General features: G+C 55.0%; 23 protein-coding genes. 14 read left to right on the forward strand and 9 right to left on the reverse strand.

Annotation, left to right across the window (positions count from 1 at the left end; all coding sequences use genetic code 11):
* Window positions 1–27 precede the first annotated feature (27 nt).
* On the forward strand, window positions 28–1452 hold the full coding sequence (gene lpdA / locus ABLV30_RS02740) for a dihydrolipoyl dehydrogenase (RefSeq protein ID WP_004098637.1): 1425 nt from the start codon (window positions 28–30) through the stop codon (window positions 1450–1452).
* A gap of 163 nt (window positions 1453–1615) precedes the next feature.
* On the forward strand, window positions 1616–1900 hold the full coding sequence (locus ABLV30_RS02745; protein ID WP_014227938.1) for a hypothetical protein: 285 nt from the start codon (window positions 1616–1618) through the stop codon (window positions 1898–1900).
* Window positions 1901–1951: 51 nt separating this feature from the next.
* Here ABLV30_RS02745 and ABLV30_RS02750 read toward each other — a convergent pair whose 3' ends face one another.
* A complete protein-coding gene (locus ABLV30_RS02750; protein ID WP_148851028.1) occupies window positions 1952–2752 on the reverse strand; it encodes a DUF2950 family protein in 801 nt (266 codons plus the stop codon).
* Window positions 2753–2762: 10 nt separating this feature from the next.
* Window positions 2763–4361 (reverse strand): DUF3300 domain-containing protein, encoded by a 1599-nt coding sequence (locus tag ABLV30_RS02755; protein ID WP_047724456.1) that lies wholly within the window; start codon window positions 4359–4361, stop codon window positions 2763–2765.
* Window positions 4362–4716: 355 nt separating this feature from the next.
* Here ABLV30_RS02755 and acnB point away from each other — a divergent pair, with 355 nt between their 5' ends.
* From acnB to ABLV30_RS02785, 6 genes are all read left to right on the forward strand, one after another.
* Window positions 4717–7314 (forward strand): bifunctional aconitate hydratase 2/2-methylisocitrate dehydratase, encoded by a 2598-nt coding sequence (gene acnB / locus ABLV30_RS02760; RefSeq protein ID WP_025106504.1) that lies wholly within the window; start codon window positions 4717–4719, stop codon window positions 7312–7314.
* Window positions 7315–7489: 175 nt separating this feature from the next.
* Window positions 7490–7852 (forward strand): protein YacL, encoded by a 363-nt coding sequence (yacL, locus tag ABLV30_RS02765; protein WP_004098646.1) that lies wholly within the window; start codon window positions 7490–7492, stop codon window positions 7850–7852.
* A 181-nt stretch (window positions 7853–8033) separates the two neighbouring features.
* Entirely contained in the window at window positions 8034–8987 is a 954-nt protein-coding gene (locus ABLV30_RS02770) for a 2-keto-3-deoxygluconate permease 1 (protein WP_025106505.1), read from the forward strand.
* Complete coding sequence (locus ABLV30_RS02775; RefSeq protein WP_348865518.1) at window positions 8984–10255, forward strand: D-threonate kinase; 1272 nt, start codon at window positions 8984–8986, stop codon at window positions 10253–10255. Before ABLV30_RS02770 ends, ABLV30_RS02775 begins: the two co-directional genes overlap by 4 nt.
* On the forward strand, window positions 10245–11228 hold the full coding sequence (locus ABLV30_RS02780) for a D-threonate 4-phosphate dehydrogenase (protein ID WP_014227943.1): 984 nt from the start codon (window positions 10245–10247) through the stop codon (window positions 11226–11228). Before ABLV30_RS02775 ends, ABLV30_RS02780 begins: the two co-directional genes overlap by 11 nt.
* A 9-nt stretch (window positions 11229–11237) precedes the next feature.
* On the forward strand, window positions 11238–12008 hold the full coding sequence (locus ABLV30_RS02785; RefSeq protein WP_032748007.1) for a DeoR/GlpR family DNA-binding transcription regulator: 771 nt from the start codon (window positions 11238–11240) through the stop codon (window positions 12006–12008).
* 23 nt (window positions 12009–12031) lie between these two features.
* Here the strand turns inward: ABLV30_RS02785 and speD are convergent, their stop codons facing one another.
* The 5 genes from speD to ABLV30_RS02810 all read right to left on the reverse strand — a co-directional run bounded on the left by speD (window position 12032) and on the right by ABLV30_RS02810 (window position 16740).
* A complete protein-coding gene (gene speD / locus ABLV30_RS02790; protein ID WP_004098656.1) occupies window positions 12032–12826 on the reverse strand; it encodes an adenosylmethionine decarboxylase in 795 nt (264 codons plus the stop codon).
* A gap of 14 nt (window positions 12827–12840) precedes the next feature.
* On the reverse strand, window positions 12841–13704 hold the full coding sequence (gene speE / locus ABLV30_RS02795) for a polyamine aminopropyltransferase (protein WP_004098658.1): 864 nt from the start codon (window positions 13702–13704) through the stop codon (window positions 12841–12843).
* 165 nt (window positions 13705–13869) lie between these two features.
* Window positions 13870–15633, reverse strand: a complete 1764-nt coding sequence (locus ABLV30_RS02800) for an FKBP-type peptidyl-prolyl cis-trans isomerase N-terminal domain-containing protein (RefSeq protein ID WP_224261890.1) — start codon at window positions 15631–15633, stop codon at window positions 13870–13872.
* Window positions 15630–16049 (reverse strand): hypothetical protein, encoded by a 420-nt coding sequence (locus ABLV30_RS02805; RefSeq protein ID WP_025106509.1) that lies wholly within the window; start codon window positions 16047–16049, stop codon window positions 15630–15632. Before ABLV30_RS02805 ends, ABLV30_RS02800 begins: the two co-directional genes overlap by 4 nt.
* Before the next feature lie 343 nt (window positions 16050–16392).
* The gene (locus ABLV30_RS02810; protein ID WP_014227947.1) at window positions 16393–16740 is read right to left on the reverse strand and encodes a YacC family pilotin-like protein; all 348 of its coding nucleotides are present in this window, start codon (window positions 16738–16740) and stop codon (window positions 16393–16395) included.
* 146 nt (window positions 16741–16886) lie between these two features.
* Here ABLV30_RS02810 and cueO point away from each other — a divergent pair, with 146 nt between their 5' ends.
* Complete coding sequence (gene cueO / locus ABLV30_RS02815) at window positions 16887–18488, forward strand: multicopper oxidase CueO (RefSeq protein ID WP_014227948.1); 1602 nt, start codon at window positions 16887–16889, stop codon at window positions 18486–18488.
* A gap of 100 nt (window positions 18489–18588) precedes the next feature.
* Here cueO and ABLV30_RS02820 read toward each other — a convergent pair whose 3' ends face one another.
* Window positions 18589–20979, reverse strand: coding sequence for a glucose/quinate/shikimate family membrane-bound PQQ-dependent dehydrogenase (locus tag ABLV30_RS02820; protein ID WP_202019293.1), 2391 nt, complete (start codon window positions 20977–20979; stop codon window positions 18589–18591).
* A 203-nt stretch (window positions 20980–21182) separates the two neighbouring features.
* Here ABLV30_RS02820 and hpt point away from each other — a divergent pair, with 203 nt between their 5' ends.
* Entirely contained in the window at window positions 21183–21719 is a 537-nt protein-coding gene (gene hpt / locus ABLV30_RS02825; RefSeq protein WP_014227950.1) for a hypoxanthine phosphoribosyltransferase, read from the forward strand.
* Window positions 21720–21770: 51 nt separating this feature from the next.
* Here hpt and can read toward each other — a convergent pair whose 3' ends face one another.
* Window positions 21771–22433: a carbonate dehydratase gene (can, locus tag ABLV30_RS02830; protein ID WP_004098666.1), complete on the reverse strand. Its 663-nt coding sequence runs from the start codon at window positions 22431–22433 to the stop codon at window positions 21771–21773.
* A 107-nt stretch (window positions 22434–22540) separates the two neighbouring features.
* On the opposite strand from can, the gene ABLV30_RS02835 reads away from it, so the two are divergent.
* The 4 genes from ABLV30_RS02835 (at window position 22541) to ABLV30_RS02850 (ending at window position 26107) form a co-directional block, all read left to right on the forward strand.
* The gene (locus ABLV30_RS02835) at window positions 22541–23467 is read left to right on the forward strand and encodes an ABC transporter ATP-binding protein (RefSeq protein ID WP_004098667.1); all 927 of its coding nucleotides are present in this window, start codon (window positions 22541–22543) and stop codon (window positions 23465–23467) included.
* Window positions 23464–24234, forward strand: coding sequence for an ABC transporter permease (locus ABLV30_RS02840; RefSeq protein WP_004098668.1), 771 nt, complete (start codon window positions 23464–23466; stop codon window positions 24232–24234). The genes ABLV30_RS02835 and ABLV30_RS02840 overlap by 4 nt, the downstream gene beginning before the upstream one ends.
* A 121-nt stretch (window positions 24235–24355) precedes the next feature.
* Window positions 24356–24796: a PTS sugar transporter subunit IIA gene (locus tag ABLV30_RS02845; protein ID WP_025106511.1), complete on the forward strand. Its 441-nt coding sequence runs from the start codon at window positions 24356–24358 to the stop codon at window positions 24794–24796.
* 57 nt (window positions 24797–24853) lie between these two features.
* Entirely contained in the window at window positions 24854–26107 is a 1254-nt protein-coding gene (locus ABLV30_RS02850; RefSeq protein ID WP_254540084.1) for a polysaccharide deacetylase family protein, read from the forward strand.

Here is a 26107-nt window from a genome sequence, read left to right on the forward strand (position 1 = left end):
CGCCGGATACAAATAACAGAGGTCATGATGAGTACTGAAATCAAAACTCAGGTCGTGGTACTTGGGGCAGGCCCCGCAGGTTATTCTGCTGCCTTCCGTTGCGCTGATTTAGGTCTGGAAACCGTCATCGTAGAACGTTACAGCACCCTCGGCGGTGTTTGCCTGAACGTCGGCTGTATCCCTTCTAAAGCACTGCTGCACGTTGCTAAAGTTATCGAAGAAGCGAAAGCGCTGGCCGAACACGGCATCGTTTTCGGTGAACCGAAAACTGACATTGACAAGATTCGCACCTGGAAAGAAAAAGTCATCACTCAGCTGACCGGCGGTCTGGCTGGCATGGCCAAAGGGCGTAAAGTGAAGGTGGTTAACGGTCTGGGTAAATTTACCGGCGCTAACACCCTGGAAGTGGAAGGCGAAAACGGTAAAACCGTCATCAACTTCGACAACGCTATCATCGCGGCGGGCTCCCGTCCGATCGAACTGCCGTTCATTCCGCATGAAGATCCGCGCGTATGGGACTCCACCGATGCGCTGGAGCTGAAAACCGTACCAAAACGCCTGCTGGTTATGGGCGGCGGTATCATCGGTCTGGAAATGGGTACCGTATACCATGCGCTGGGTTCAGAGATTGACGTGGTTGAAATGTTCGACCAGGTTATCCCGGCTGCCGATAAAGACGTGGTGAAAGTCTTCACCAAGCGCATCAGTAAGAAATTCAACCTGATGCTGGAAACCAAAGTGACCGCCGTTGAAGCGAAAGAAGACGGTATCTACGTTTCCATGGAAGGCAAAAAAGCCCCGGCTGAAGCGCAGCGCTACGACGCCGTGCTGGTAGCTATCGGCCGCGTACCGAACGGTAAAAACCTCGATGCCGGTAAAGCAGGCGTTGAAGTTGACGAGCGTGGCTTTATCCGCGTTGATAAACAGCTGCGTACCAACGTGCCGCACATCTTCGCTATCGGCGATATCGTCGGTCAGCCGATGCTGGCGCACAAAGGCGTTCACGAAGGCCACGTTGCTGCCGAAGTTATTGCCGGCATGAAGCACTACTTCGACCCGAAAGTTATCCCGTCCATCGCCTATACCGAGCCGGAAGTTGCGTGGGTTGGTCTGACTGAGAAAGAAGCGAAAGAGAAAGGCATCAGCTACGAAACCGCCACCTTCCCGTGGGCTGCTTCTGGCCGCGCCATCGCTTCCGACTGCGCTGACGGTATGACCAAACTGATTTTCGACAAAGAATCTCACCGCGTTATCGGCGGGGCGATTGTCGGCACCAACGGCGGCGAGCTGCTGGGTGAAATCGGTCTGGCGATCGAAATGGGCTGTGACGCTGAAGACATCGCGCTGACCATCCACGCTCACCCGACTCTGCACGAGTCCGTTGGCCTGGCAGCAGAAGTCTTCGAAGGCAGCATCACCGACCTGCCAAACGCGAAAGCGAAGAAAAAGTAAATTTTTCTTTCAGGCAAAATCCAAAAAGCGGCTCAGTGAGCCGCTTTTTTTATCGGTGATGTTTAGAACTGTGTCGCCGTTAATAAAATTGCATATCTTATTAATACTTGAAAAATAGTTACTCAGTAAACTTATAGGTAGTTAACTATATGTGAGGTGTGTGATGAAAAAAGTTTTAACGACGACGCTGCTGGCAGCAACGCTGGTCTCGGGTATGGCCTGCGCGGCCGATGCCGCTATTCCCTGGGCTGATAACAGCGGCGGGACCGAAAGCACCCATATTGCGGCGATGGGCCAGGATTTGAATATGCAGCATCAGCAGATCACAAAGACCAGCGAAGGGGTATGGGCGGCGAATTCCGGCAGCATCAGCTCTGATGAAGCGGCGTTGACCAGCACTAAACCGGCTTTTGCGGGTGACCCGTCTCTGATGCCCCATCAGGGCTAAATCAGCACACAGATATGGCCCGGCGGCGTTATCGCACGCCGGGCTTTTTTTCTATTGATTGATGGCCTGCCAGGCTGAATCCGGCGAAAACTGCGAAATGGCGCGCGCTTTGCTCTGCGTCTCATCCCCTAAATTAGCCTGATAAACCTCATCATTCTGGTTGACCATAAAGCTCATGATGCCGGTTTTTCCCCATTCCACAGGCCACGCCAGCAGGGCGAAGCCCTGACCCTCGCCATCTTGAATGATGCGAAAACGGTAGCCGTGATAGCCTTCGCCGGGTTCGACGGGGCTAAACGCGGGCCCTAGCGGGCTGGGCGCTTCGCCGGGAGCGGCAGGCCAGTAGAGGCCGTCTTTCTTACCATCGCTGCTGATAATCCTCTGCGCCCAGGTGTGGTTTAGCCGATAAAAATCCTGCTGGGCATCAACGTAAGCGTGCATCGCCTGAATGGCTGACAGCTCATTGCGGCCAATCGCGCGAGTCAGGATCTCATCTTCAGCAGCGGCCATATCAAAACGCCAGCCGCTCTTATCCTTAATGATGGGGATCGGTAGCCGCCATGCTTCCTGTCCCACCTCCAGCCAGGCGCTATTCTGCTGCTGAACGATACGATGGCTGACTTTCCAGTCGCGCTGAAAGCGAGCGACGGCATCTGGGTCGATGCCCTCCGGCGGTAAAAATTGCTGCCAGCTATCGCCGAGCAGCCCGTTGAGGGCAGATTCATCATGCCTGCCGATTGCCTCAGCCAGCGCGCTTGCGGCCTGTTCCGGAGAGGAAAACTGCTGCTGAGCCAGCGCCATGGCGGGCGTCATGGCTAGCGCCAGCAGCGTCATTTTTAAAAATTTTTTCATCTGATTATCCTCAGCGGCGGCGCAGTTCACGGTGTTCGGAAAGATGTTCTCTGGCCGCGCTGCGCTGCTCGCTGCTTAAACCCGAGATATGGCGGCTCTGCAGGCCGCGCTCCTGCTGAGACTGCCAGGAGGGAGAGCGGATATCGTTACCGCTCAGGGCATTGGCGTGCAGATTATTCAGCTTCTGCTGACGTTGTTCGGGCGTTGCGGCCCGGAACTGTTCACGGCGCTGTTGCTGCTGCGCCGTCGGATGCTGAATTTGCGTTTTGACCGCTTCCCGATGCTGCTGTTGTACGGCGCTATTTTTTACCGCCGGCGTGGCGTCATAGCCGCGATAGTTATTGCGCTGGGTCACCTGATGGAGCTGCTGCGACGCGGCCTGGCGCTGGGCATCGCGGGAAGGCGCGTGATTAAGCGCGTTATCCGCAGGCCCGGTACGCTGCTGTAGCTGCGTCATGGCCGCCTGACGCTGCGCGTTGCGATCGGCGGGCTGATGTTGGGTCGCGCTAAGCCCGCCGGGAACATTGGTCTGATGGTAATGCTGCGCAATCGTATTGTTCGGATAGGGAATATTGCCGCGGTAGGCCGGATTATGCTGCCAGCTGGCGTGGTTTCCCGGCAGGTTCTGCCCGGTAATATGGTTGAAATTATTGACGTTGATGTTGATGTTATCGCCGTTGTGCGCGTAGCCGCCGTGATGATCATCATCGTGATGGTGATCGTCATCGTCATGGTGGTGATGATCGTCATCATCCCAGTCGATGCTGCTGAACAGAGCGTAGGTTGTGGCGACGCCGAGGCTATAGCCAAACCCCTTGACGAAGCTGTCGGTAAACTGCTCCCCCGGAGGCGGCGGCAGGTAGACCGGCGGATAGGCGGTGTCAGGCCAGGCGCCGTAAACAACTGAAGGGTTATAGGCCGGCACGTACACCACATTTGGATTGGTTGATTCGATTTTAATCACCTGCGCCGGGGCGGAGGATGTCACGGCGCTGCTGCTGCGGGAAGCGGTGGCCGTGGACGTTGCCGGAGCCGGTGCCGGTGCCGCGGAGCGGGTGGCGGTGATGACTTTCTGCTGCGGCGTGGATTTTAACGTTCCGGTCTGCTGGGCGATGGCGCGTAAGCGCTGCACCGAATCCATGACGTCCTGCGGCTGGGCGAGAAATGCATTACCCAGGTTTTCCACCCACGGCGCATTTTCTCCCATTAACGCGAGCAGGGAAGGGAAGGCGACCAGCGATTTTACGCTGGGATCCCAGGGCTGATTTGCCACCGCTTGCACCGCCGCATCGCCCTTCATTGTGGGGTTATCCTGCGACCACTCTACCGCCTGGACAACGTTACTCGGGTAGGTCGAAGCCATCAGCACCTGCGACAGCAGATTGTCCGGATAGAGCGCGATTGGCGCGACCCACTGGTCTATCTGCGCGGGTGTATAGGTCGTGGTCACCGGCTGGGCGGCGGCGGTTGCCTGCGCCGTTTGCGCAACGGCGGGGGGCTCGGGAACCGTTTGCGGCTCCCGGCTTTTGACGTAGAGCGTACCCGCGGCGGCTAATAGCCCGGCGCTACAGAGCAGCGCGAGCAGATGGGGTTTGAAAGGCAGTGTCATGAGAACTCCCGGCACAATAATTGGCCCGTTTTGACAGAGTATTGTCGAAAAGCGGGGGATTGCCTGAGTATAGAGAGCGCGTATTTGCGTTTTTGATTTTAGTTGGGATTTCGCTCAATTATGTGTAACAGAATTAATTTTATATACCGCTAAATTGACAGAAAACCTGCATTATTCTGCCCTTAACGATTCAGCTAATTTTTAATGTTGCTTTTTTGTAAACAGATTAACACCCCGCCAAAATCCTGCTATGCTGCCGACGCGGTATCGGGCATTTACCCTACAAACTGCTGTCTCACAGGAGCGTGAAGAGAATCGCCTACCGCATTTTACAATGAGAGCGAGGAGAACCGTCGTGCTAGAAGAATACCGTAAGCACGTAGCTGAGCGTGCCGCCGAGGGGATTGTACCGAAACCCTTAGATGCAACCCAAATGGCCGCGCTGGTAGAACTGCTGAAAAACCCGCCAGCGGGTGAAGAAGAATTCTTGTTAGACCTGTTAATTAACCGCGTACCGCCGGGCGTCGACGAAGCCGCCTATGTTAAAGCCGGATTCCTTGCCGCGATCGCCAAAGGCGAAGCGACTTCTCCACTGGTTACCCGTGAAAAAGCTGTCGAACTGCTGGGCACCATGCAGGGCGGTTACAACATCCATCCCCTGATTGACGCGCTGGACGACGCAAAACTGGCGCCGATCGCCGCGAAAGCGCTGTCCCACACCCTGCTGATGTTCGACAACTTCTACGATGTAGAAGAGAAAGCCAAGGCGGGCAATGCCTACGCCAAACAGGTTATGCAATCCTGGGCCGACGCTGAGTGGTTCCTGAGCCGTCCTCAACTGGCTGACAAAATCACCGTGACCGTTTTTAAAGTCACCGGCGAAACCAACACCGATGACCTGTCTCCGGCCCCTGACGCCTGGTCCCGCCCGGACATTCCGCTGCACGCGCTGGCAATGCTGAAAAACGCCCGCGAAGGCATCGACCCGGATCAGCCCGGCGCCGTTGGCCCGATTAAACAAATTGAAGCACTGCAGCAAAAAGGTTTCCCGCTGGCGTACGTCGGCGATGTCGTGGGTACCGGCTCATCGCGTAAATCCGCCACCAACTCGGTGCTGTGGTTTATGGGCGACGATATTCCGAACGTGCCGAACAAGCGCGGCGGCGGTCTGGTTCTCGGCGGCAAAATTGCGCCTATCTTCTTTAATACCATGGAAGATGCCGGCGCGCTGCCGATTGAAGTGGACGTAAACAACCTGAACATGGGCGACGTGATCGACGTTTATCCGTTCAAAGGTGAAGTCCGTAACCACGAAACCGGCGAACTGCTGGCGACCTTCGAGCTGAAAACCGACGTGCTGATCGACGAAGTGCGCGCCGGCGGCCGTATCCCGCTAATCATCGGCCGTGGCCTGACCACCAAAGCGCGTGAAGCGCTGGGCCTGCCGCACAGCGATGTGTTCCGTCAGGCGAAAGACGTGGCGGAAAGCAGCCGCGGATACTCTCTGGCGCAGAAAATGGTGGGTCGCGCCTGCGGCGTGGCCGGGGTTCGTCCGGGCGCTTACTGCGAACCGAAGATGACCTCCGTAGGCTCTCAGGACACCACCGGCCCGATGACCCGTGATGAGCTGAAAGACCTGGCGTGCCTGGGCTTCTCTTCCGACCTCGTGATGCAGTCCTTCTGCCATACCGCCGCCTATCCGAAGCCGGTGGACGTCACCACGCACCACACGCTGCCGGACTTCATCATGAACCGCGGCGGCGTATCGCTGCGTCCGGGCGATGGCGTTATCCACTCCTGGCTGAACCGTATGCTGCTGCCTGATACCGTGGGTACCGGTGGTGATTCGCATACCCGTTTCCCGATCGGTATCTCCTTCCCGGCAGGCTCAGGCCTGGTGGCGTTTGCCGCCGCAACTGGCGTCATGCCGCTGGATATGCCGGAATCGGTACTGGTACGTTTTAAAGGCAAAATGCAGCCGGGCATCACCCTGCGCGATCTGGTACACGCCATCCCGCTGTATGCGATCAAACAGGGTCTGCTGACCGTGGAGAAGAAAGGTAAGAAAAACATCTTCTCCGGCCGCATTCTGGAAATTGAAGGTCTGCCGGATCTGAAAGTTGAGCAGGCGTTTGAGCTGACCGATGCCTCCGCCGAGCGTTCCGCTGCGGGCTGCACCATTAAGCTGAACAAAGAGCCGATCGTTGAGTATCTGACCTCCAACATCGTCCTGCTGAAGTGGATGATCGCCGAAGGTTACGGCGATCGTCGTACGCTGGAGCGTCGCGTTCAGGGCATGGAAAAATGGCTGGCGGATCCGCAGCTGCTGGAAGGCGACGCGGATGCGGAATATGCGGCGGTGATCGATATCGATCTGGCCGATATCAAAGAGCCCATCCTCTGCGCGCCGAACGATCCGGACGATGCGCGTTTGCTGTCCGACGTGCAGGGCGAGAAGATCGATGAAGTGTTTATCGGTTCCTGCATGACCAACATCGGCCACTTCCGCGCGGCCGGTAAGCTGCTGGACAACCACAAAGGCCAGCTGCCGACTCGTCTGTGGGTGGCGCCGCCAACCCGTATGGACGCCGCGCAGCTGACTGAAGAGGGCTACTACAGCGTGTTTGGTAAGAGCGGTGCGCGTATTGAAATCCCTGGCTGTTCCCTGTGTATGGGTAACCAGGCGCGCGTTGCCGACGGTGCGACGGTGGTCTCTACCTCAACCCGTAACTTCCCGAACCGTTTAGGTACCGGCGCTAACGTCTTCCTGGCCTCTGCGGAGCTGGCGGCCGTGGCCGCGCTTATCGGTAAACTGCCGACGCCGGAAGAGTATCAGACCTATGTTGCTCAGGTGGATAAAACCGCAGCGGATACCTATCGCTATCTGAACTTCGATCAGCTGGGTCAGTACACCGAGAAGGCCGACGGGGTTATTTTCCAGACCGCGGTGTAATGCGCTAACTCAGCGCTGTACATAATCCCGCCAATGCCCGGTGAACTTTGCGTCACCGGGCATTTTTATTTCCCGTCCCTCCGTCTACCACGCTTTTTTTCTCTTCCACTGCTGCGATAATGACTGTATGGGTACAGTGCAGCGGTGACGCACTGCCCTTGCAGAGGAAAAGACTATGGATTACGAATTTCTGCGCGATATTACCGGAGTGGTAAAGGTGCGAATGTCGATGGATCATGAGGCGATCGGCCACTGGTTCAACGAAGAGGTTAAAGATAACCTTGCCCTGCTGGACGAAGTCGAGCAGGCCGCGCGCACCGTTAAAGGCAGTGAACGTTCCTGGCAACGCGTCGGCCATGAATACACGCTATGGCTGGACGGCGAAGAAGTGATGATCCGCGCTAACCAACTGGATTTTTCCGGCGATGAGATAGAAGAGGGGATGAGCTACTATGACGAAGAAAGCCTCTCGCTATGCGGCGTGGAAGACTTTCTTCAGGTCGTCAACGCCTATCGAAAATTTGTAGGTCAATCCTGAGCAACGTTAATCATTTCCACGGCCGGACAGTTATGTCCGGCTTTTTTTTAGCCTTAATGGCCTGGTTTGATTTTTATTAATCATTTTAAAACTGTGATCTGGCGCGTTTGTGAAGTTTATTTGATTGAATATAATCTTTATGATTTTATTTAATCACAGCATAACAACAGGCGGGAAGACCATGAACATCAAAAAGGCTATAGAACGTGTACCTGGCGGCATGATGGTTGTGCCACTGGTGATCGGCGCCATTATCAATACCTTTGCCCCGCAAGCGCTTGAGATCGGCGGGTTCACCACCGCGCTGTTTAAAAACGGCGCAGCGCCGCTGATTGGCGCCTTCCTGCTCTGTATGGGAGCGGGAATTAGCGTCAAGGCAGCGCCACAGGCTCTGTTGCAGGGCGGTACCATTACGCTGACCAAACTCCTGATCGCCATTGCGATTGGCCTCGGCGTGGAACAGCTCTTTGGCGCTGAAGGGATCTTCGGCTTAAGCGGCGTGGCGATCATCGCCGCGATGAGTAACTCGAATGGCGGGCTTTACGCCGCGCTGGTTGGCGAGTTTGGTAACGAGCGTGATGTGGGAGCGATCTCCATCCTGTCACTGAATGACGGGCCATTCTTTACGATGATCGCGCTGGGCGCGGCGGGGATGGCCAACATTCCCATTATGGCGCTGGTCGCCGTGCTGGTGCCGCTGGTGGTGGGAATGATCCTGGGTAACCTCGATCCCAACATGCGCGACTTCCTGACCAAAGGCGGCCCGCTATTGATTCCGTTCTTCGCTTTTGCGTTGGGCGCAGGGATCAACCTTGAAATGCTGCTACAGGGCGGTCTGGCGGGCATTCTGCTCGGCGTGCTGACGACCTTTATCGGCGGTTTCTTTAACATTCGTGCCGACCGTCTGGTGGGCGGAACCGGGATTGCCGGCGCGGCGGCGTCCAGTACCGCCGGAAACGCCGTGGCGACGCCGCTGGCGATTGCCCAGGCCGATCCCTCTCTGGCAGAGGTTGCCGCCGCGGCCGCGCCGCTGATTGCCGCATCGGTGATCACCACCGCGATTCTGACGCCGGTCCTCACCTCATGGGTGGCTAAGAAGCAAGCGCGTCAGGTTGCAGAGGAGAAAAAAGCATGAAAATGATCGTTATCGCCGACGACTTTACGGGTTCTAACGATACCGGCGTGCAGCTGGCAAAGAAGGGGGCGCGCACGGAAGTGATGCTAACGCCGGATCAAAAACCTTCGCGTCGCGCTGATGTGCTGGTGATCAACACCGAAAGCCGCGCGATGCCTGCAGCTGAGGCCGGGAAAGCGGTAGCGCAGGCGTTAGCGCCGTGGTGCGATGGTGATGCGCGTCCGCTGGTTTACAAGAAAATCGACTCTACTTTCCGCGGCAACGTGGGGGCTGAAGTGACGGCGGCAATGCGTGCTGCAAACCGGAAGCTGGCCGTAATTGCGGCGGCTATCCCCGCAGCCGGGCGCACCACCCGCGACGGATTATGCCTGGTCAACGGTACGCCACTGCTGGAAACCGAATTCGCCAGCGATCCGAAAACGCCCATTATCTCCTCGCGAATTGCGACGTTGATCGCCCTGCAAAGCGATATCCCGGTTCATGAAGTGTCGCTCGAAGACGTTCGTCGGGGGCAATTGAGCGCCCTGTTGACGGCTTTTTCCGCCGAGGGTGAGTGCTTGGTGGTGGTGGATGCCGTGGAAGATCGCGATCTGTTGCTGATTGCCCAGGCTATTTGTGAACAAAAGGAGATGCCGCTGTTGGTGGGCGCTGCCGGGCTGGCGAACGCGCTACCGGTCAGCACCTTCATGCAGGAAAAGCAGGAACTACCGGTACTGGTGGTGGCCGGATCGATGAGCGAGGCCACGCGGCGGCAGGTTGAAAAAGCGCTCTGCCAGGCGCGCGCCAGCGTCGTGGATATTGACGCCTCGCGGCTGGCCTCGGCGCAGTACGAGCAGGAAATGGCCGCGGCGGTTGAACAGGCCTGTGCGCTGCTCAGTCGCCAGCAGCACACCATTTTACGTACCAGCCGGAGTGCGGACGATCGGCAGATGATCGACGGCCTGTGCGCTCAGGCTGGCCTGAGCCGCCAGCAGCTCGGTGAGATGCTTAGCGAACGCCTCGGGATGATTACGCTGCGCATTATCGAACAGGCTCGTATTGGCGGGCTGTTCCTGACCGGAGGAGATATCGCCACCGCGGTCGCCGCCGCGCTCGGGGCGGAAGGCTATCGCATTCAGAGTGAGGTGGCACCCTGTATTCCCTGCGGGACGTTCGTTAACAGTGAAATCGACGATCTGCCGGTTATCACTAAAGCCGGCGGATTCGGTTCAGACAGCACCCTTTGTGATGCGCTTTATTTTATTGAGGAGATGTACAGTGGTAACTAAAACAATTGCGATTACGATGGGCGACCCGGCGGGCATCGGTCCGGAAATTATTGTCAAAGCGCTTTGTGAAGACGAGCTCAACGGCGCGCCGCTGGTGGTGGTCGGGTGTCTGAAAACCCTGAAACGTCTGCAGGACAAAGGGCTGGCGGAAGGCGTTACCTTTCGCGCGATCGCCGAGGTCGCGGAGGCGCGATTTGCTCCTGGCGTGATTCATGTCATCGACGAGCCGCTGGCCCAGCCGGACGCGCTGGAGCCGGGTAAAGTGCAGGCCCAGGCGGGCGATCTGGCCTACCGCTGCGTGAAGCGGGCGACGGCGCTGGCGATGAAAGGCGACGTACACGCCATCGCGACCGCACCGCTGAATAAAGAAGCGCTTCATCTGGCCGGGCACAATTATCCTGGTCATACCGAGCTGCTGGCGACGCTGACTGAAAGCCGCGATTACGCCATGGTGCTCTACACCGACAAGCTGAAGGTCATTCATGTCTCGACCCACATTGCGTTGCGTAAGTTCCTCGATACGCTTAATGGCCAGCGCGTGGAGACGGTCATCGGCATCGCGGATCGCTTCCTGAAACGCGTCGGCTTCACCCAGCCGCGCATTGCCGTTGCCGGGGTCAATCCCCATGCGGGCGAAAACGGTCTGTTTGGCGATGAAGAAATACGCATTGTGTCGCCGGCCATTGAAAACATGAAAGCGAAGGGAATCGATGTTTATGGGCCCTGCCCGCCGGACACCGTGTTTCTACAGGCATACGAGGGGCAATATGACATGGTGGTGGCGATGTACCACGATCAGGGACATATTCCGCTCAAACTGCTTGGCTTCTACGATGGGGTGAATATCACCGCGGGTCTGCCGTTCATCCGCACCTCTGCCGATCACGGCACCGCGTTTGATATAGCCTGGACGGGAAAAGCAAAATCTGAGAGCATGGCCGTATCGATTAAACTGGCAATGCAACTGGCGTAATTTCCTGTTATGAAAGGACAACACCGTCTGGATAAGATTGTGGCGTATTTGAAAAATCATACGCTGGTGACCGTGGAACAGCTGGTGGATGCGGTAGAAGCATCGCCTGCAACGATACGACGCGATCTGATCAAACTGGATGAGCAGGGCGTGATCAGCCGCAGCCACGGCGGTGTTGCCCTGCGGCGCTTTGAGCCTTCTCAGCCTACCACCAATGAAAAGCAGCTACGATCGCCTGCGGAAAAGCGGGCGATTGCGCGTTTTGCCGCCTCGATGGTGCAGGCGGGCGACGCGGTGGTACTGGACGCCGGCACCACCATGCTGGAGCTGGCAAAATGCCTGACCCATCTTCCGCTCAGGGTGATCACAGTCGATCTGCATATCGCTCTGTTTTTATCCGAATTCCGCCAGATAGAAGTGACCATCGTCGGTGGCCGCATTGATGACAGCAGCCAGTCCTGTATCGGCGAGTTTGGTCGTAAGATGTTACGTAGCGTCTATCCCGATATCGCTTTTATGAGCTGTAACAGCTGGAGCGTGGAAAAGGGCGTGACGACGCCGACGGAAGAAAAGGCGGGGCTGAAGCAGGAGATCATTGCCAACGCCCAGCGTAAGATCTTACTGGCCGACAGCAGCAAATATGGCGCCCACTCGCTGTTCAACGTCGCTCCGCTGAGCCGCTTCACTGACATTATTACCGATGGGGGGTTGCCTCTTCCCGTTCAGGCTGAGCTGAAAGCGCAGTCCGTTGCCCTTACGCTGGTACAGCCTGAACGTTAAGGATACCGCCAGCCGATACGGTGTTACACGCTCGGGATATTGCGTCCGTAGTAGATTTCGCGCATCTCTTTCCAGAGCAGGTCGGTAATCACCTTACGCTCCTCTTCGCTCAAATCTTCCGGCTTCGTGTGGAACATATAGTGCTTAAGGTCGAACTCCTTAAGCAACATCTTGGTATGGAAAATATTTTCCTGATAAACGTTCACGTCCACCATGTCATACAAAGACTTAATATCCTCGGACATGAAGTTCTGAATGGAGTTAATTTCATGATCGATGAAGTGCTTCATGCCGTTCACATCGCGGGTAAAACCGCGAACGCGATAATCAATCGTGACGATATCGGATTCTAGCTGGTGAATCAGATAGTTCAGGGCCTTCAGCGGTGAAATGACCCCGCAGGTTGAGACTTCAATATCGGCGCGGAAGGTGCACAGTCCGCCTTCAGGATGGCTTTCCGGATAGGTGTGAACGCAGATATGGCTTTTATCGAGATGCGCCACCACGGTTTCCGGTAGCGGACCCGGGTGTTCTGTCTGATCGATAAGCTGCGGATCGACAGGCTCTTCGCTGACCAGGATCGTCACGCTGGCGCCCTGCGGTTCATAATCCTGGCGGGCAATGTTAAGAATATTGGCGCCGATAATCGAACAGGTCTCTGACAAAATTTCCGTCAGGCGGTTGGCGTTGTAGAGTTCGTCAATATAGGCGATGTAGCCATCGCGCTCCTCTGCCGTTTTTGCGTAGCAGATATCGTAAATGCAAAAACTCAGGCTTTTGGTCAGATTGTTAAAGCCGTGCAGCTTCAATTTTTTCAATTTAGATCACCTCCTTACTTAACGGTGGATAGCGCATCCAGTAAATACTGCGGTAAAGCAAATGCCGCCGCGTGAATGGCCGGATTGTAATAACGGCACTTCAGGTTCGACTTGTGAAAACGGGCCTGGATGATTTCACTGGAAAGATGGCGCAGCGCTTCGTTGTCCGTGGCCCATGCGAAGGTCATGATGCCGCCGTAGTAGGTGGGAATCGCCGCCTGATAGAAGCTTACGTCGCTAAAGTAATGGCTGAGCTTGCGATGGCTATCGACGGCCTCATCCTGTTGCAGGAAGCTGACGCCGTTCTGAGCGACGAAGATCCCGCCTGGGTTGAGGCAGCGCTTGCAGCCTTCATAGAAGGCGGAAGTAAACAGGCTCTCGCCGGGACCGATAGGATCGGTGCAGTCGGAGATAATGACGTCAAACGTTTGCGCCGTCTGGTTAACAAAATTGACGCCATCGTCAATCACCAGGGTAAAGCGCGGGTCGTCGTACGCACCCGCGTTATGGTTGGGGAGGTACTGGCGACAGAATGAAACCACGCCAGCGTCAATTTCTACCATGGTGATGGTTTCGACGCTGCGGTGACGGGAGACTTCGCGCAGCATGGCGCCATCGCCGCCGCCGATAATTAACACATGTTTCGCCTGGCCGTGGGCCATCAGAGGAACATGGGTCATCATTTCATGGTAGATAAACTCATCACGTTCGGTGGTTTGTACCACGCCGTCCAGCGCCATCACGCGGCCAAAGGCTGCGTTTTCGAAAATAATTAAATCCTGATGATCGGTTTTCTCATGATACAGAACGTTATCAACGCTGAAATACTGACCAAAATGGTCGTGCAGCGTTTCATGCCACAGATTGCTATCGGCCACGGGCAGATCCTCCTTTGTTAACACCTGTTACACCCATCAAAAATGAGCGCAACATCATAGCCAACTATAGAAGATGATGCACGGTGGATATTTCAGCAAATGAAGCGTGGGGCATTACCCGTTCACAAAGAGGGGAAAGCGCCTCCCCCATGGGAGGCGCCAGGATCAGGGTTTTTTAGCCTGTGGTTCTGCCGCAGTGGCGTCAACGATTCTGACGGTATATACCATGGTCGCTCCCGGCGGAATTTTAGGCGGTTTGCCTTCGCTGCCGTAGGCGAGATTGGGAGGGATCACGACCGTTATCGCTCCGTGGTTTCCCAGCCGCTTGAGTGGCCCAAGGAAGATGGGAGGATAAGATTTCAGAGGCTGGGACCAGACTTTCCCCTCCGCTTCCATATCGTTAATGACGGTTCCATCGGTAAGCGTTTCCTTGATAGTGACGGTAACGATATCGCTGTCGAGAATCTTGCCCTTGCCGGCATAATCTATGCGACTGTAAATGCCGTCTTTCAATACCACCCCTTTTTGCTTCGCGAAGTTTTGTTGATATTTCTTTCCTTCGCTAAGGGTTTGCTGTTCGAGCTTCTTTAGGTTCTGAAAGACTTTTTTAGACACATCGAATAAGGCTTTATTGCGCGCTTTCTCATCAAGGGCGATATCCCCTGAAAAAGAATCCATAATCCCCTGTAAAACGGTATCTTTACTGGTTTTTACGCCCTGAGATGCCCGGGTAGATAAGAGCTGCAGCACCTCCTCGCCCATCGATACACCGATAGCGTAAGCCTGCCGCAGAGGCTCTTTTGCAAAGTCGATAGCCAGCGGCTTTTTCGCCTTGGCGTCAGCAAGCCTGGCCTTTAGCCGGGTAATTTCATCGGCGCTGGCCTGCTGTAGGGCGTTGTCCTGACCGGCCTGCTGACGGCCAGCATCCGCCTGAAGGGACGTCTGCGGCGTACTGATGATAACGGCGTCCAGTTTAGCCGTGAGCGCCTGTTTTTCTACTGCCGCGGCCGCCAGCTTTGTCGTTAAATCTGTTTTTTCCGCTTCACTGGCGTTGAGCTTCGCTATCGCTGCTTTCTGCTCGGTTTGAGACGCATCCAGTTTCGTTTGCAGCGCCCGCTGTGCGGCGTCAGCCGCGGCGAGTTTTGTTAGCATTTCCTGCTGAGCTGCCTCTGCAGCAGCGAGCCTTGTTGCGAGAGCTTGCCTCTCTTTCGCCTCTGTCGTGAACTTACCGGTGAGCGCTTGTTTCTCCGCTGCGGCCGCCGCCAGCTTTAAGAGCGTATCTTGCTTTTCTGTTTCCAGCGCCGCGAGCTTCTGCTGCAGGGATTGCTTTTCGGCGGTTGCCTCAGCCAGCTGAAGCTCAACTTTTTGTTTCGCGGATTCTACTAATGCCACTCTTTTTTCCTGCTGCAGCGTTTTATTTTCTGTGGCATTACGCTGGCCCTCGATCTGTTTTATTTCAGCCGCGGCGGATAGCGCGTTATCTATTAATTGTTGTTTTTCGGCTACGGCAGTCGCTAACTTTTTCTCAAGCAGCTGAATTTTATCTTTCAGCGCTTTTTGGTTGTCTGCTTCGGCGTTCACCGTGGCCGGCTTCGCATCAAGCTGCTGCCGAAGTTGGCGGATGAGTTTATCTTTTTGAGCAATGATTGCAGCCTGACGGGAAACTTCATGGGTATTCAGGACGTTTTTTTTATTCGTTGTTTTTGTATTATTGCTTTTCTCCTCAACGGGCTTTACCGGCTCGCTGATTTTTTGCGCCTGATGCTCTTTAGCATAATTTAAAAATGCCGGGCCTGAGGCATCGCTATTTGAGCTCGCCGTGACGCTGATAAGGGCGTCTTTTTCCGCATAGGCATCCGGCGATAGCGCCAGCACAAAAACTGCTGCCAGCGATACCGGATTGAAGTTTTTGGCTATTTTCCCGTTCATGGCTGAACATTTTCACCACGTTTAACAAGGCTATCGATCAGTTCCTTTTCAATATCAGCGCACAGCTTGATTGATTTGAACTGGTACATCGAATCGATCCCCTGTTTTGTCGGTTCTGCCACTTTACTGCGCACAGAATTATATTGTGATGCCGCGCTAAGCAGGGCAGTGAACTCATTGCCGAGTTTGTCCGCCTGTTTGGGGTTCACTTCTTTCAGCGACTCCAGCGCTTTACGGCAAGTGTCTAAACGCGCTTGCTCATCGGCGATTCTCTGCTGTTCGGTTTGCTGTTGGCTTAATGTCGACTCAGATAAGGGTTTCACTAATCCGGCGGATTGCCTGGGTTGTATTGAATTACAACCCGCTAATAAAATGAGGGCCAGAGGGGCTATGCTTGTAAATAAGGATCTGTTCAAGGTTTCATTCCATTGATAAAAAGAGGTGTTATCGGGCGATAATAGTGTGCGAAAAAGAAGAATGCAATAATAGAGTTTATGATTTTTGATGGCGTACTTTTAATATTAGTTATACCCGTCATATTTCACGCTGCTTATGCGTTGGCTACGCTCGCTTACCCCTTGCCGCCTTCAAGTAACTCTAATTATTTAGGGTATATATTAATATGTTGAATGCTTAATGAATTATCATTGAATTCTATGAATTGAGATATAAATTAAGTGCTGTTGTTAATTGAATTGCTATTATTATGCGGCGTCATAGCCGTATTCGCACGGCTACCGTATTATGAAATGAAGGGGGTTATTTCACGTAAGCGAGCAGGCTAAGCGAATCGCGGGCCAGCGCTTTGCATTTTTTAGTGGTGGGAATCTGGATTCCGCTAAGGTCCCGGTAGCTATCTTCGCCGAGCGCTTTCATATTGAAGCTGTCGTAATTGCTTAAATCCCATTGATTCTGCTGAGCAAAAAAGACCAGGGCACGGCGAATCTGCGTGTTAGGCAGATTTTGATAACCGCAGTCGTTCTTCAGGAAGACGAATACTGCCGTTAAATCAGCCATATCTTCCGCTTCGGACTCGCTTAATGCATAGCTATTGGCGGAGAGAGTCAGCAGGCTGCCAAGCACTATTGTTCTGAAAAGCGTCTTCATTTTTTCTACCATTGAATCACGGACAAACAAAGTTAGCACACTTCGTTACAGTGCGCCGAGCTTTATTCTTACTCTTCTGCTTGACCTTCCTGTTGGGGGAGGGTTTAAGCTCAATTATTCACCAGCAGAATAAAAAGGATGTGAAAATGCAACGTCGTGAGTTTCTTAAACTAACCGCTGCGGTCAGCGTGGCCAGCGCATTGCCGCTATGGAGCCGCTCGGTTTTTGCCGCCAGTCGCCCATCTTTGCCTGTACCCGAACTGCTTACCGCCGACGCGCGCAATCGCATCTCGTTAATCATCCAGGCTGGAAAAACGCAGTTCGGCCCTCATCTGGCGACCACCTGGGGCTATAACGGCAATCTGCTGGGACCGGCCCTACAGCTTAAGCAGGGTGAGGAGGCGACCATCGACATTCATAACCGTCTGGCGGAGGAGACCACCGTGCACTGGCACGGTCTGGAGGTTCCCGGCGCCGTGGACGGCGGTCCCCAGGGCGTGATTGCCGCCGGAGGCTCCCGCACGGTGACCTTTACCCCAACGCAACGGGCGGCGACCTGCTGGTTCCATCCCCATCAGCATGGTAAAACCGGCAGACAGGTCGCGATGGGGCTGGCAGGGCTGGTGCTGATTTCTGATGCAGAAAGCGAAAAGCTGCTCCTGCCAAAGCAGTGGGGAATTGATGATGTCCCGGTGATTGTGCAGGATAAAAAATTCACCTCAGCGGGAGAGATTGATTATCAGCTCGATATTATGAGCGCAGCCGTGGGCTGGTTTGGTGATACGCTGCTCACTAACGGCGCGCTGTACCCGGAGCACGCTGCGCCTCGCGGCTGGCTACGTTTACGTCTGCTGAACGGCTGTAATGCGCGTTCTTTGAATTTCGCCACCAGCGATAAGCGGCCCATGTACGTCGTGGCAAGCGATGGTGGTCTCTTGGCTGAGCCGGTGAAAGTTAACGCGCTGCCGGTGCTGATGGGCGAGCGTTTCGAAGTGCTGGTGGATACCACTGACGGGAAGCCCTTCGATTTAATTACGCTCCCGGTCAACCAGATGGGGATGGCGATCGCTCCGTTTGATCGGCCGCAGCCAGTGTTACGCGTGCAGCCGCTGACTATCCAGGCTTCCGGTAAGCTGCCGGATGTGCTGGCCGCTATGCCAGCGCTGCCCTCGCTTCAGGGCCTGACTCAGCGTACTTTGCAGCTCTCGATGGATCCGATGCTCGATATGATGGGCATGCAGGCGCTGATGCAAAAATATGGCGACCAGGCCATGTCCGGCATGGACCATGGCATGATGATGAATCACGGAGAGATGGGGAATATGAACAATATGAACCACGGTGACATGGGAAGCATGAATCATGGCGGCACGGCGCAGATGAAGCACGGTAATAAGGAGTTTGATTTCCATAATGCGAATCGGATCAACGGTAAAGCCTTTGATATGAATGTTCCCCTGTTTGCGGCGGCGAAAGGGCAGTATGAGCGGTGGGTGATTTCTGGCAAAGGCGACATGATGCTGCATCCGTTCCATATTCACGGCACTCAGTTCCGTATTTTGTCCGAAAACGGTAAAGCGCCGGCACCCCACAGGAGCGGCTGGAAAGATACCGTCAGGGTTGAAGGCGATGTCAGTGAAGTACTGGTGAAATTTGATCACGATGCGCCGAAAGAACATGCCTATATGGCGCACTGCCATCTGCTGGAGCATGAAGATACGGGAATGATGCTGGGATTTACGGTGTAGAATTCGCTTCCCGTCTAAGGGCGAGGCGTGTGGCTTGCTTCGATAGAAAAGAGAGAGATGTACCATAGGGAGAAGGCCCGGAAACCGGGCCTTCTGTTTTTTACTTCGCGTCGTCCGGTAAAGCATAAGCGACGATATAGTCGCCCATCTTCGTGCCAAACGAACCGTGACCGCCCGCAGAGATGACAACGTACTGCTTGCCATTCACTTCATAGGTCATCGGCGTCGCCTGGCCGCCCGCCGGCAGACGTGCCTGCCATAATTTTTCACCGTTGCTCATATTGTACGCGCGCAGGTAGTTATCCGCGGTCGCGCCGATAAACAGCACATTGCCGGCCGTCGAAATTGGACCGCCCAGCATCGGCATACCCATTGTGAACGGGAGCTTAATCGGCATCGGGAACGGCAGGCTATCCTGCGGCGTACCGATACGTTTTTTCCACACCACTTCGTTGGTTTTCAGATCCAGCGCGGAGATATAGCCCCAGGCTGGCTGTTTGCAGGGCAGACCAAACGGTGACAGGAACGGATTAAGCGTAACGCCGTAAGGGACACCGTACTGTGGCTGAATACCGGCTTCGGTACCGGAACCCTTGGCGTCTTTTGGCTGCTCCATCGGGTTACCTGGGCCGCGAGGGATCAGTTTTGAGACAAACGGCAGCGCCATTGGGTTAGCAATCGCCACCTGGCGGTTCGGATCGACGGAGATGCCGCCCCATTCGAACATCCCCAGGTTACCCGGGAATACCAGCGTGCCTTGTTCTGACGGCGGGGTGAAAATCCCTTCGTAGCGCAGCTGATGGAAGATAACGCGGCACACCAGCTGGTCGAACATGGTGGCGCCCCACATGTCCGCGCCGGTCAGGTCTTTCTTCGGACGGAAGCTCAGGTCGGAGAACGGCTGAGTTTTCGCGACGTAGTCACCTTTCGCCGCCCCTTGCGGAACCGGTTTTTCCGGCGCCGGGACAACCAGTTCACCGTTGCGGCGATCGAGGACAAAAATATTACCGGTTTTTGCCGGAGCGTAAATCACCGGCACGGTTTTACCGTTGACGTCGATATCCGCCAGCGTCGGCTGCGACGGCATATCCATATCCCACAGATCGTGGTGAACGGTCTGGTAGCTCCACGCCAGTTTACCGGTCGTCGCGTTCAGCGCCACGATGGAGCTGGCATAGCGCTCTTGTTCAGGCGTACGGTTGCCGCCCCAGATATCCGGGGTGGTTACGCCCATAGGCAGGTAGACCAGATCCAGCTTCGCGTCATAGGCCGCAGGCGCCCAGGAGTTTGGTGAATTCAGCGTGAAATGATGTTCATCATCAGGAATCGCGTTGGGATCTTTCGCGCCCGGGTCAAAGGCCCACAGCAGTTTACCGGTATTCACATCAAAGCCGCGGATAACGCCCGACGGCTCGCGGGTGGAGAAGTTATCGGTCACGGCGCCGGCAATGACGATAGTTTTGTCGGTAATAATCGGCGGTGATGTTGGTTCATACATACCCGGCGTAGTGACAGGCATGTTGGTTTGCAGATTGAGAATGCCTTTATTAGCAAAGGACTCACACAGCTTACCGGTTTCGGCATTGAGGGCGAACAGACGACCATCGTTGACCGGAAGAATGATCCGACGCGGGCAGTCGGCAACCACATCCGCCGGCGCGTTATCCGCTTTGGCTTCATGATATGAAACGCCGCGACAGGTCACGTGCTGGAAAGAGGGGTCAGCGTTGAGCTGCGGATCGAAATGCCACTTTTCTTTACCGGTGGCCGCGTCAAGCGCGAACAGGCGCTGATGAGCGGTACACAGATAAAGCGTGTCGCCCACTTTAATCGGCGTGACTTCATTGGTGATTTCACCCGGATCGTTAGGCTGCTTGAGATCGCCCGTACGGAAGACCCAAGCTTCTTTCAGGTTCTTCACGTTATCGGCGTTGATCTGCTTCAGCGGCGAGTAGCGCTGGCCTTCCTGATTGCGGCCATACGCCGACCAGTCACCATCGGCTACGTCGGAGATGGGGGCCGCTGGCGTTGCATCAGCGCTCAGCGTACCGTTGACTTCCTGCGGGTCGTTGAAGCCGGCCCAGGTCAGGATACCGCCGCTAATCAGCAGGGCGACAACCAGCCCGGCAACGGCGCCAGAGGAGGGAATCGGCAGGCGGCGCCAGACAAACGGCAGGATAAGCCAGATGCCGAAGAAGACCAGAATGTCGCTACGCGGGGTCAGCGCCCAGAAGTCGAAACCAACTTCCCATACTCCCCAGATCATAGTGGCAAGCAGCAGCGCGGCGTACAGCCAAAGCGCAGAACGCTTGCCGCGGAACAGCAGGACTGTGACGCCAAGCATGACCAGGCCTGCGACAGGGTAGTACCATGAGCCGCCAAGAGCGACCAGCCAGGCCCCGCCCGCTAAAAGATACAGGCCACAGAACGCTGCAAAAAGAGCCGTCAGCGTCACGAGTAGCCGTGATTGTTGAGATTTTGTTTCTGCCATAGAAGGACACTCGTTTGTTTGTTAATTTTTTAACTGCAATTAATTATAGGATTTAACAAGTGTGATCGGAATCACAAAATGGGCTTTATTAATCACTGCATCGCATATTTCTTTTTACTGGTATACTGCGTGGCTTGCCGGTCAACGTCGGTGCAATCGCAGCGGCTTTGATGATTTACATTAAGAATCAAATGGTTAGTTTTATGAAACATACTGTAGAAGTGATGATCCCGGAAACTGAGATCAAAGCCCGTATCGCTGAGCTCGGTCGTCAAATTAATGAACATTACAAAGATAGCGGCAGCGAAATGGTGCTGGTGGGGCTATTACGCGGTTCATTTATGTTTATGGCCGACCTGTGCCGTGAGGTTCAGGTACCCCATGAAGTGGATTTCATGACCGCCTCGAGCTACGGCAGCGGCATGTCCACCACCCGTGACGTCAAAATCCTCAAAGACCTGGATGAAGATATCCGCGGTAAAGATGTGCTGATCGTGGAAGACATCATCGACTCTGGCAATACGCTGTCAAAAGTGCGTGAAATCCTCAGCCTGCGTGAACCAAAATCGCTGGCGATTTGTACGCTGCTCGATAAGCCAAGCCGCCGCGAAGTGAAGGTGCCGGTTGAGTTTGTCGGTTTTGCGATCCCGGACGAGTTCGTGGTGGGGTACGGTATCGACTATGCTCAGCGCTATCGCCACCTGCCGTATATCGGCAAAGTGACGCTGCTGGACGAGTAACGCGGAGTGTCTATCCCGGCTTATCCGGGATAGTTAAGAGGGGCGCGTGAATTATCTGTGATTGACGTGCTTGCTTTTAAGGTTGGAAATGCCCTGGCGATAGCGCTGCTCCAGCGTTTCGCGGCTGACGGCGGTCACGTCCAGATCGCGTAACATGCCATCGTGAATGCCGTAGGCCCAGCCGTGAATTGTCACCTTCTGTCCACGCTTCCACGCCGACTGCATAATCGTTGAATGGCCAAGGTTGTAAACCTGCTCCATCACATTCAATTCACACAGCGTATCAAGGCGGCGCTCTTCGGGCATTTCCCCCAGCAGCGAGCTGTGCTTAAACCAGATATCGCGAATATGCAGCAGCCAGTTGTCGATAAGGCCAAGCTCGGTATTTTCAATCGCCGCCTGCACGCCGCCGCAGCCGTAGTGGCCGCAGATGATGATGTGTTCAACTTCCAGTACGTCGACTGCGTACTGCACGACGGAAAGACAGTTCAGATCGGTATGAATCACCAGGTTGGCGACGTTACGGTGTACAAACAGCTCGCCAGGTTCCAGGCCGGTCAAACGTTCAGCGGGGACGCGGCTATCTGAACATCCAATCCACAGAAAGCGCGGCTTCTGCGCCTGTGCCAGTTTCTCAAAGAAACCGGGGTCTTCCTCCACCAGCATTTTTGACCATAGTGCATTGTTGCTGATGAGTGTATCTATATCGTTCATGGATGTTTACGGGCCTGTAACCAAGTAAGTGCGTTGCGCTAATATAGGTTAACCTCACATTTTTTAAAACAACCCATCGCGTGTCACGACACGAGAAGAGACATTTAATGACCATTGCTCTGGAACTAAAACAGCTTAAAAAAACCTACCCCGGCGGGGTTCAGGCGCTGCGCGGAATCGATCTGCAGGTTGAGGCGGGCGATTTTTACGCGCTCCTGGGGCCAAACGGCGCGGGAAAATCCACCACTATCGGCATTATCAGTTCGCTGGTGAATAAAACCTCCGGCGAGGTCAACGTGTTTGGCTATGACCTGCAAAAGGATGTGGTGAACGCCAAGCGCCAGCTCGGCCTGGTGCCGCAGGAGTTCAACTTTAACCCGTTCGAAACCGTGCAGCAGATTGTGATTCACCAGGCGGGCTACTACGGCGTCGAGCGCAAAGAAGCGATCGCCCGTAGCGAAAAGTACCTTAAACAGCTCGATCTTTGGGAAAAACGCAACGAACGCGCGCGGATGCTCTCCGGCGGCATGAAGCGCCGCCTGATGATTGCCCGCGCGTTGATGCACGAGCCGAAGCTGCTGATTCTTGATGAGCCCACGGCGGGGGTGGATATCGAGCTGCGTCGTTCGATGTGGGGCTTCCTGAAAGATCTCAACGATAAAGGCACGACGATTATCCTCACTACCCACTATCTGGAAGAGGCCGAGATGCTGTGTCGCAATATTGGCATTATTCAGAACGGTGAGCTGGTGGAAAACACCTCGATGAAGTCACTGCTTTCCAAACTGAAATCGGAAACCTTTATTCTCGATCTGGCACCTAAGAGTCCATTACCGGTACTGGAAGGCTATCAGTATCGTCTGGTTGATACGTCGACGCTGGAGGTTGAGGTGCTGCGTGAGCAGGGGATTAACAGCGTATTTACTCAGTTAAGCGCGCAGGGCGTACAGGTATTAAGTATGCGTAACAAAGCTAACCGTCTGGAAGAGCTGTTTGTCACGCTGGTCCATGACCGGAAAGGAGAATCAGCATGATGCAGCTTTATTGGGTCGCGCTGAAAAGCATCTGGACCAAAGAGATCCACCGCTTTATGCGTATCTGGATCCAGACGCTGGTGCCGCCGGTCATAACCATGACCCTCTACTTTGTTATTTTCGGCAATCTGATCGGCTCGCGCATCGGTGAAATGCACGGTTTCACCTATATGCAGTTTATCGTGCCGGGCCTGATTATGATGGCGGTGATCACCAACGCCTACGCCAACGTGGCGTCCTCCTTCTTCAGCGCGAAATTTCAGCGCAATATTGAAGAACTGCTGGTCGCGCCGGTTCCCACCCACGTGGTTATCGCCGGCTATGTGGGCGGCGGCGTTGCCCGCGGTCTGTGCGTCGGGATTCTGGTGACGGCGATTTCGCTGTTTTTCGTACCGTTCCAGGTTCACTCATGGATATTCGTCGCCCTGACCCTGGTGCTGACCGCCGTGCTATTTTCGCTGGCCGGTCTGCTGAATGCGGTGTTTGCCAAAACCTTTGACGATATCAGCCTTATTCCGACCTTCGTGCTGACGCCGCTGACCTATCTCGGCGGGGTTTTTTATTCGCTGACCCTGCTGCCGCCGTTCTGGCAAGGGCTGTCGCATCTGAACCCGATCGTCTACATGATCAGCGGTTTCCGCTACGGTTTCCTCGGCATTAACGATGTTCCGCTCGCCACCACCTTCGGCGTGCTGGTGGTGTTTATCGTCGCGTTTTATCTCTTGTGCTGGTATCTGATCCAGCGCGGACGCGGGCTTCGCAGCTAATTTAGTCAACCACGGCGCTTCGCTGCCCCGTTCAGCGAAGCGCCGGCAAACAATTTTGATTGTCATCACCGATATTCATCTCTTCCCTTGCTACATTGTTTGCCTGCTAAGGAGGTGGGCGATGTTAGGTTGGGTGATTACCTGTCATGACGAACTGGCGCAGGAGATGCTGGATCGTCTGGAGAAAAAGTTTGGGCCGCTGACGCAGTGTCGGGCGGTCAACTACTGGCGTAATCTCAGCAGCAATATGCTGAGCCGCATGATGTGCGACGCGCTGCACGAGACGGACGGCGGAGACGGGGTCATTTTTCTGACCGATAAAACCGGCGCGGCGCCTTATCGCGTGGCGGCGCTGCTGAGCCATAAGCACACCCACTGTGAAGTGATTTCCGGGATCGACTATCCATTACTGGAAAGCATGTATTTGCTGCGCCAGAACCTGAGCAGCGAAGCCTTCCGGCACGCCATTGTCAGCGCCGGAGGCCCGGCGGTGAGCAGCCTCTGGCATCAGCAGCAAAAAAATCCGCCGTTTCGACTACTGCATGAGCCGTACGGGAATTAAGCGTTGGTATTGATGAGGCTTTTGTTACAATGACGGCTGTTCTTGTCTACCGGCTCGATGCGCATGTTTGCCCGAATTCTTGCTTTACTCCTCCTGTTCACGGCGCTAAGCGCCTCTGCCAGCCTGTTAAGCCAGCAGGGTGTGCCGGCACGTTATATGCAAACGACCGAAGATGCGGATATCTGGGCGCAGGTTGGCAATCAGGTGGTGAGCGTCGGCAACGTGCGGGCAGGGCAAATTCTGGCGGTAGTACCGACGGCGGCGGATTACTATGAGTTTAATTTTGGCTTTGCGACCGGCTTTATCGATAAAGGCCACCTGGGGCCGGTACAGGGTAAGCAGCGGGTGGAGGATAGCCTTGGCGATCTGCATAAGCCTCTAAGCAACCAAAATCTCATTACCTGGAAAGATACGCCAATCTATGATGCCCCCGCCGTGGGCAGCGCGCCATTTGGCACCCTGGCGAATAATTTGCGTTATCCGATTATCAGCAAACTCAAAGATCGGCTTAATCAAACCTGGTTTCAGATTCGTATCGGCAACCGCCTGGCGTGGGTGAGCAGTCTGGATGCGCAAGAAGATAACGGCATCCCAGTACTGACTTACCACCATATCCTGCGTGATGAAGAAAATACCCGCTTTCGCCATACCTCAACGACGACTTCCTTGCGCGCCTTCAGCAATCAGATGACCTGGCTACGCGACCAGGGCTACATCACGCTCAGCATGTATCAACTGGAAGGCTATCTGCGTAATAAAGTGAATCTTCCGGCGCGTGCGGTGGCGATCACCTTTGACGATGGGCTGAAGTCGGTCAACCGCTATGCCTACCCGATTCTCAAACAGTATGGCTTTCACGCCACGGCGTTTATTATCTCGTCGCGCATCAAGCGCCATCCGCAGAAATGGGCGCCGAAATCGCTGCAGTTTATGAGTATTTCCGAGCTAAAACAGATCCAGGACGTCTTTGACGTGCAGTCGCATACCCATTTCCTGCATCGGGTTGATGCTGAACGTCATCCGATTCTCCTCAGCCGCAGCTATCACAATATTCTGTTTGATTTTGCGCATTCGCGGCGGGCGCTGGCGCAGTTTAACCCCCACGTACTGTATCTCTCTTATCCGTTTGGCGGCTATAACGCTAAGGCGGTCCAGGCCGCCAACGACGCCGGTTTTCATCTGGCGGTGACCACGGTGAGGGGGAAGGTAAAGCCGGGCGATAATCCGTTCTTGTTGAAAAGGCTGTATATATTAAGAACGGATTCGCTGGAGACGATGTCGCGGCTGATAAGCAACCAGCCGCAGGGGTAG

It is taken from the genome of Klebsiella sp. CN_Kp113, from assembly GCF_040064585.1.
Lineage (GTDB): Bacteria > Pseudomonadota > Gammaproteobacteria > Enterobacterales > Enterobacteriaceae > Klebsiella > Klebsiella michiganensis.

Excerpts from the sequence above, each read along its gene's own strand:
- ABLV30_RS02820 (WP_202019293.1), bottom strand. The coding sequence starts at position 20,979 with ATGGCAGAAACAAAATCTCAACAATCACGGCTACTCGTGACGCTGACG.
- ABLV30_RS02845 (WP_025106511.1), top strand. The coding sequence starts at position 24,356 with ATGTTAGGTTGGGTGATTACCTGTCATGACGAACTGGCGCAGGAGATG.
- ABLV30_RS02745 (WP_014227938.1), top strand. The coding sequence starts at position 1,616 with ATGAAAAAAGTTTTAACGACGACGCTGCTGGCAGCAACGCTGGTCTCG.
- ABLV30_RS02810 (WP_014227947.1), bottom strand. The coding sequence starts at position 16,740 with ATGAAGACGCTTTTCAGAACAATAGTGCTTGGCAGCCTGCTGACTCTC.
- lpdA (WP_004098637.1), top strand. The coding sequence starts at position 28 with ATGAGTACTGAAATCAAAACTCAGGTCGTGGTACTTGGGGCAGGCCCC.
- ABLV30_RS02755 (WP_047724456.1), bottom strand. The coding sequence starts at position 4,361 with ATGACACTGCCTTTCAAACCCCATCTGCTCGCGCTGCTCTGTAGCGCC.
- ABLV30_RS02770 (WP_025106505.1), top strand. The coding sequence starts at position 8,034 with ATGAACATCAAAAAGGCTATAGAACGTGTACCTGGCGGCATGATGGTT.
- hpt (WP_014227950.1), top strand. The coding sequence starts at position 21,183 with ATGAAACATACTGTAGAAGTGATGATCCCGGAAACTGAGATCAAAGCC.
- ABLV30_RS02750 (WP_148851028.1), bottom strand. The coding sequence starts at position 2,752 with ATGAAAAAATTTTTAAAAATGACGCTGCTGGCGCTAGCCATGACGCCC.
- ABLV30_RS02800 (WP_224261890.1), bottom strand. The coding sequence starts at position 15,633 with ATGAACGGGAAAATAGCCAAAAACTTCAATCCGGTATCGCTGGCAGCA.
- ABLV30_RS02775 (WP_348865518.1), top strand. The coding sequence starts at position 8,984 with ATGAAAATGATCGTTATCGCCGACGACTTTACGGGTTCTAACGATACC.
- ABLV30_RS02785 (WP_032748007.1), top strand. The coding sequence starts at position 11,238 with ATGAAAGGACAACACCGTCTGGATAAGATTGTGGCGTATTTGAAAAAT.
- ABLV30_RS02840 (WP_004098668.1), top strand. The coding sequence starts at position 23,464 with ATGATGCAGCTTTATTGGGTCGCGCTGAAAAGCATCTGGACCAAAGAG.
- can (WP_004098666.1), bottom strand. The coding sequence starts at position 22,433 with ATGAACGATATAGATACACTCATCAGCAACAATGCACTATGGTCAAAA.
- ABLV30_RS02850 (WP_254540084.1), top strand. The coding sequence starts at position 24,854 with ATGCGCATGTTTGCCCGAATTCTTGCTTTACTCCTCCTGTTCACGGCG.
- cueO (WP_014227948.1), top strand. The coding sequence starts at position 16,887 with ATGCAACGTCGTGAGTTTCTTAAACTAACCGCTGCGGTCAGCGTGGCC.
- ABLV30_RS02835 (WP_004098667.1), top strand. The coding sequence starts at position 22,541 with ATGACCATTGCTCTGGAACTAAAACAGCTTAAAAAAACCTACCCCGGC.
- yacL (WP_004098646.1), top strand. The coding sequence starts at position 7,490 with ATGGATTACGAATTTCTGCGCGATATTACCGGAGTGGTAAAGGTGCGA.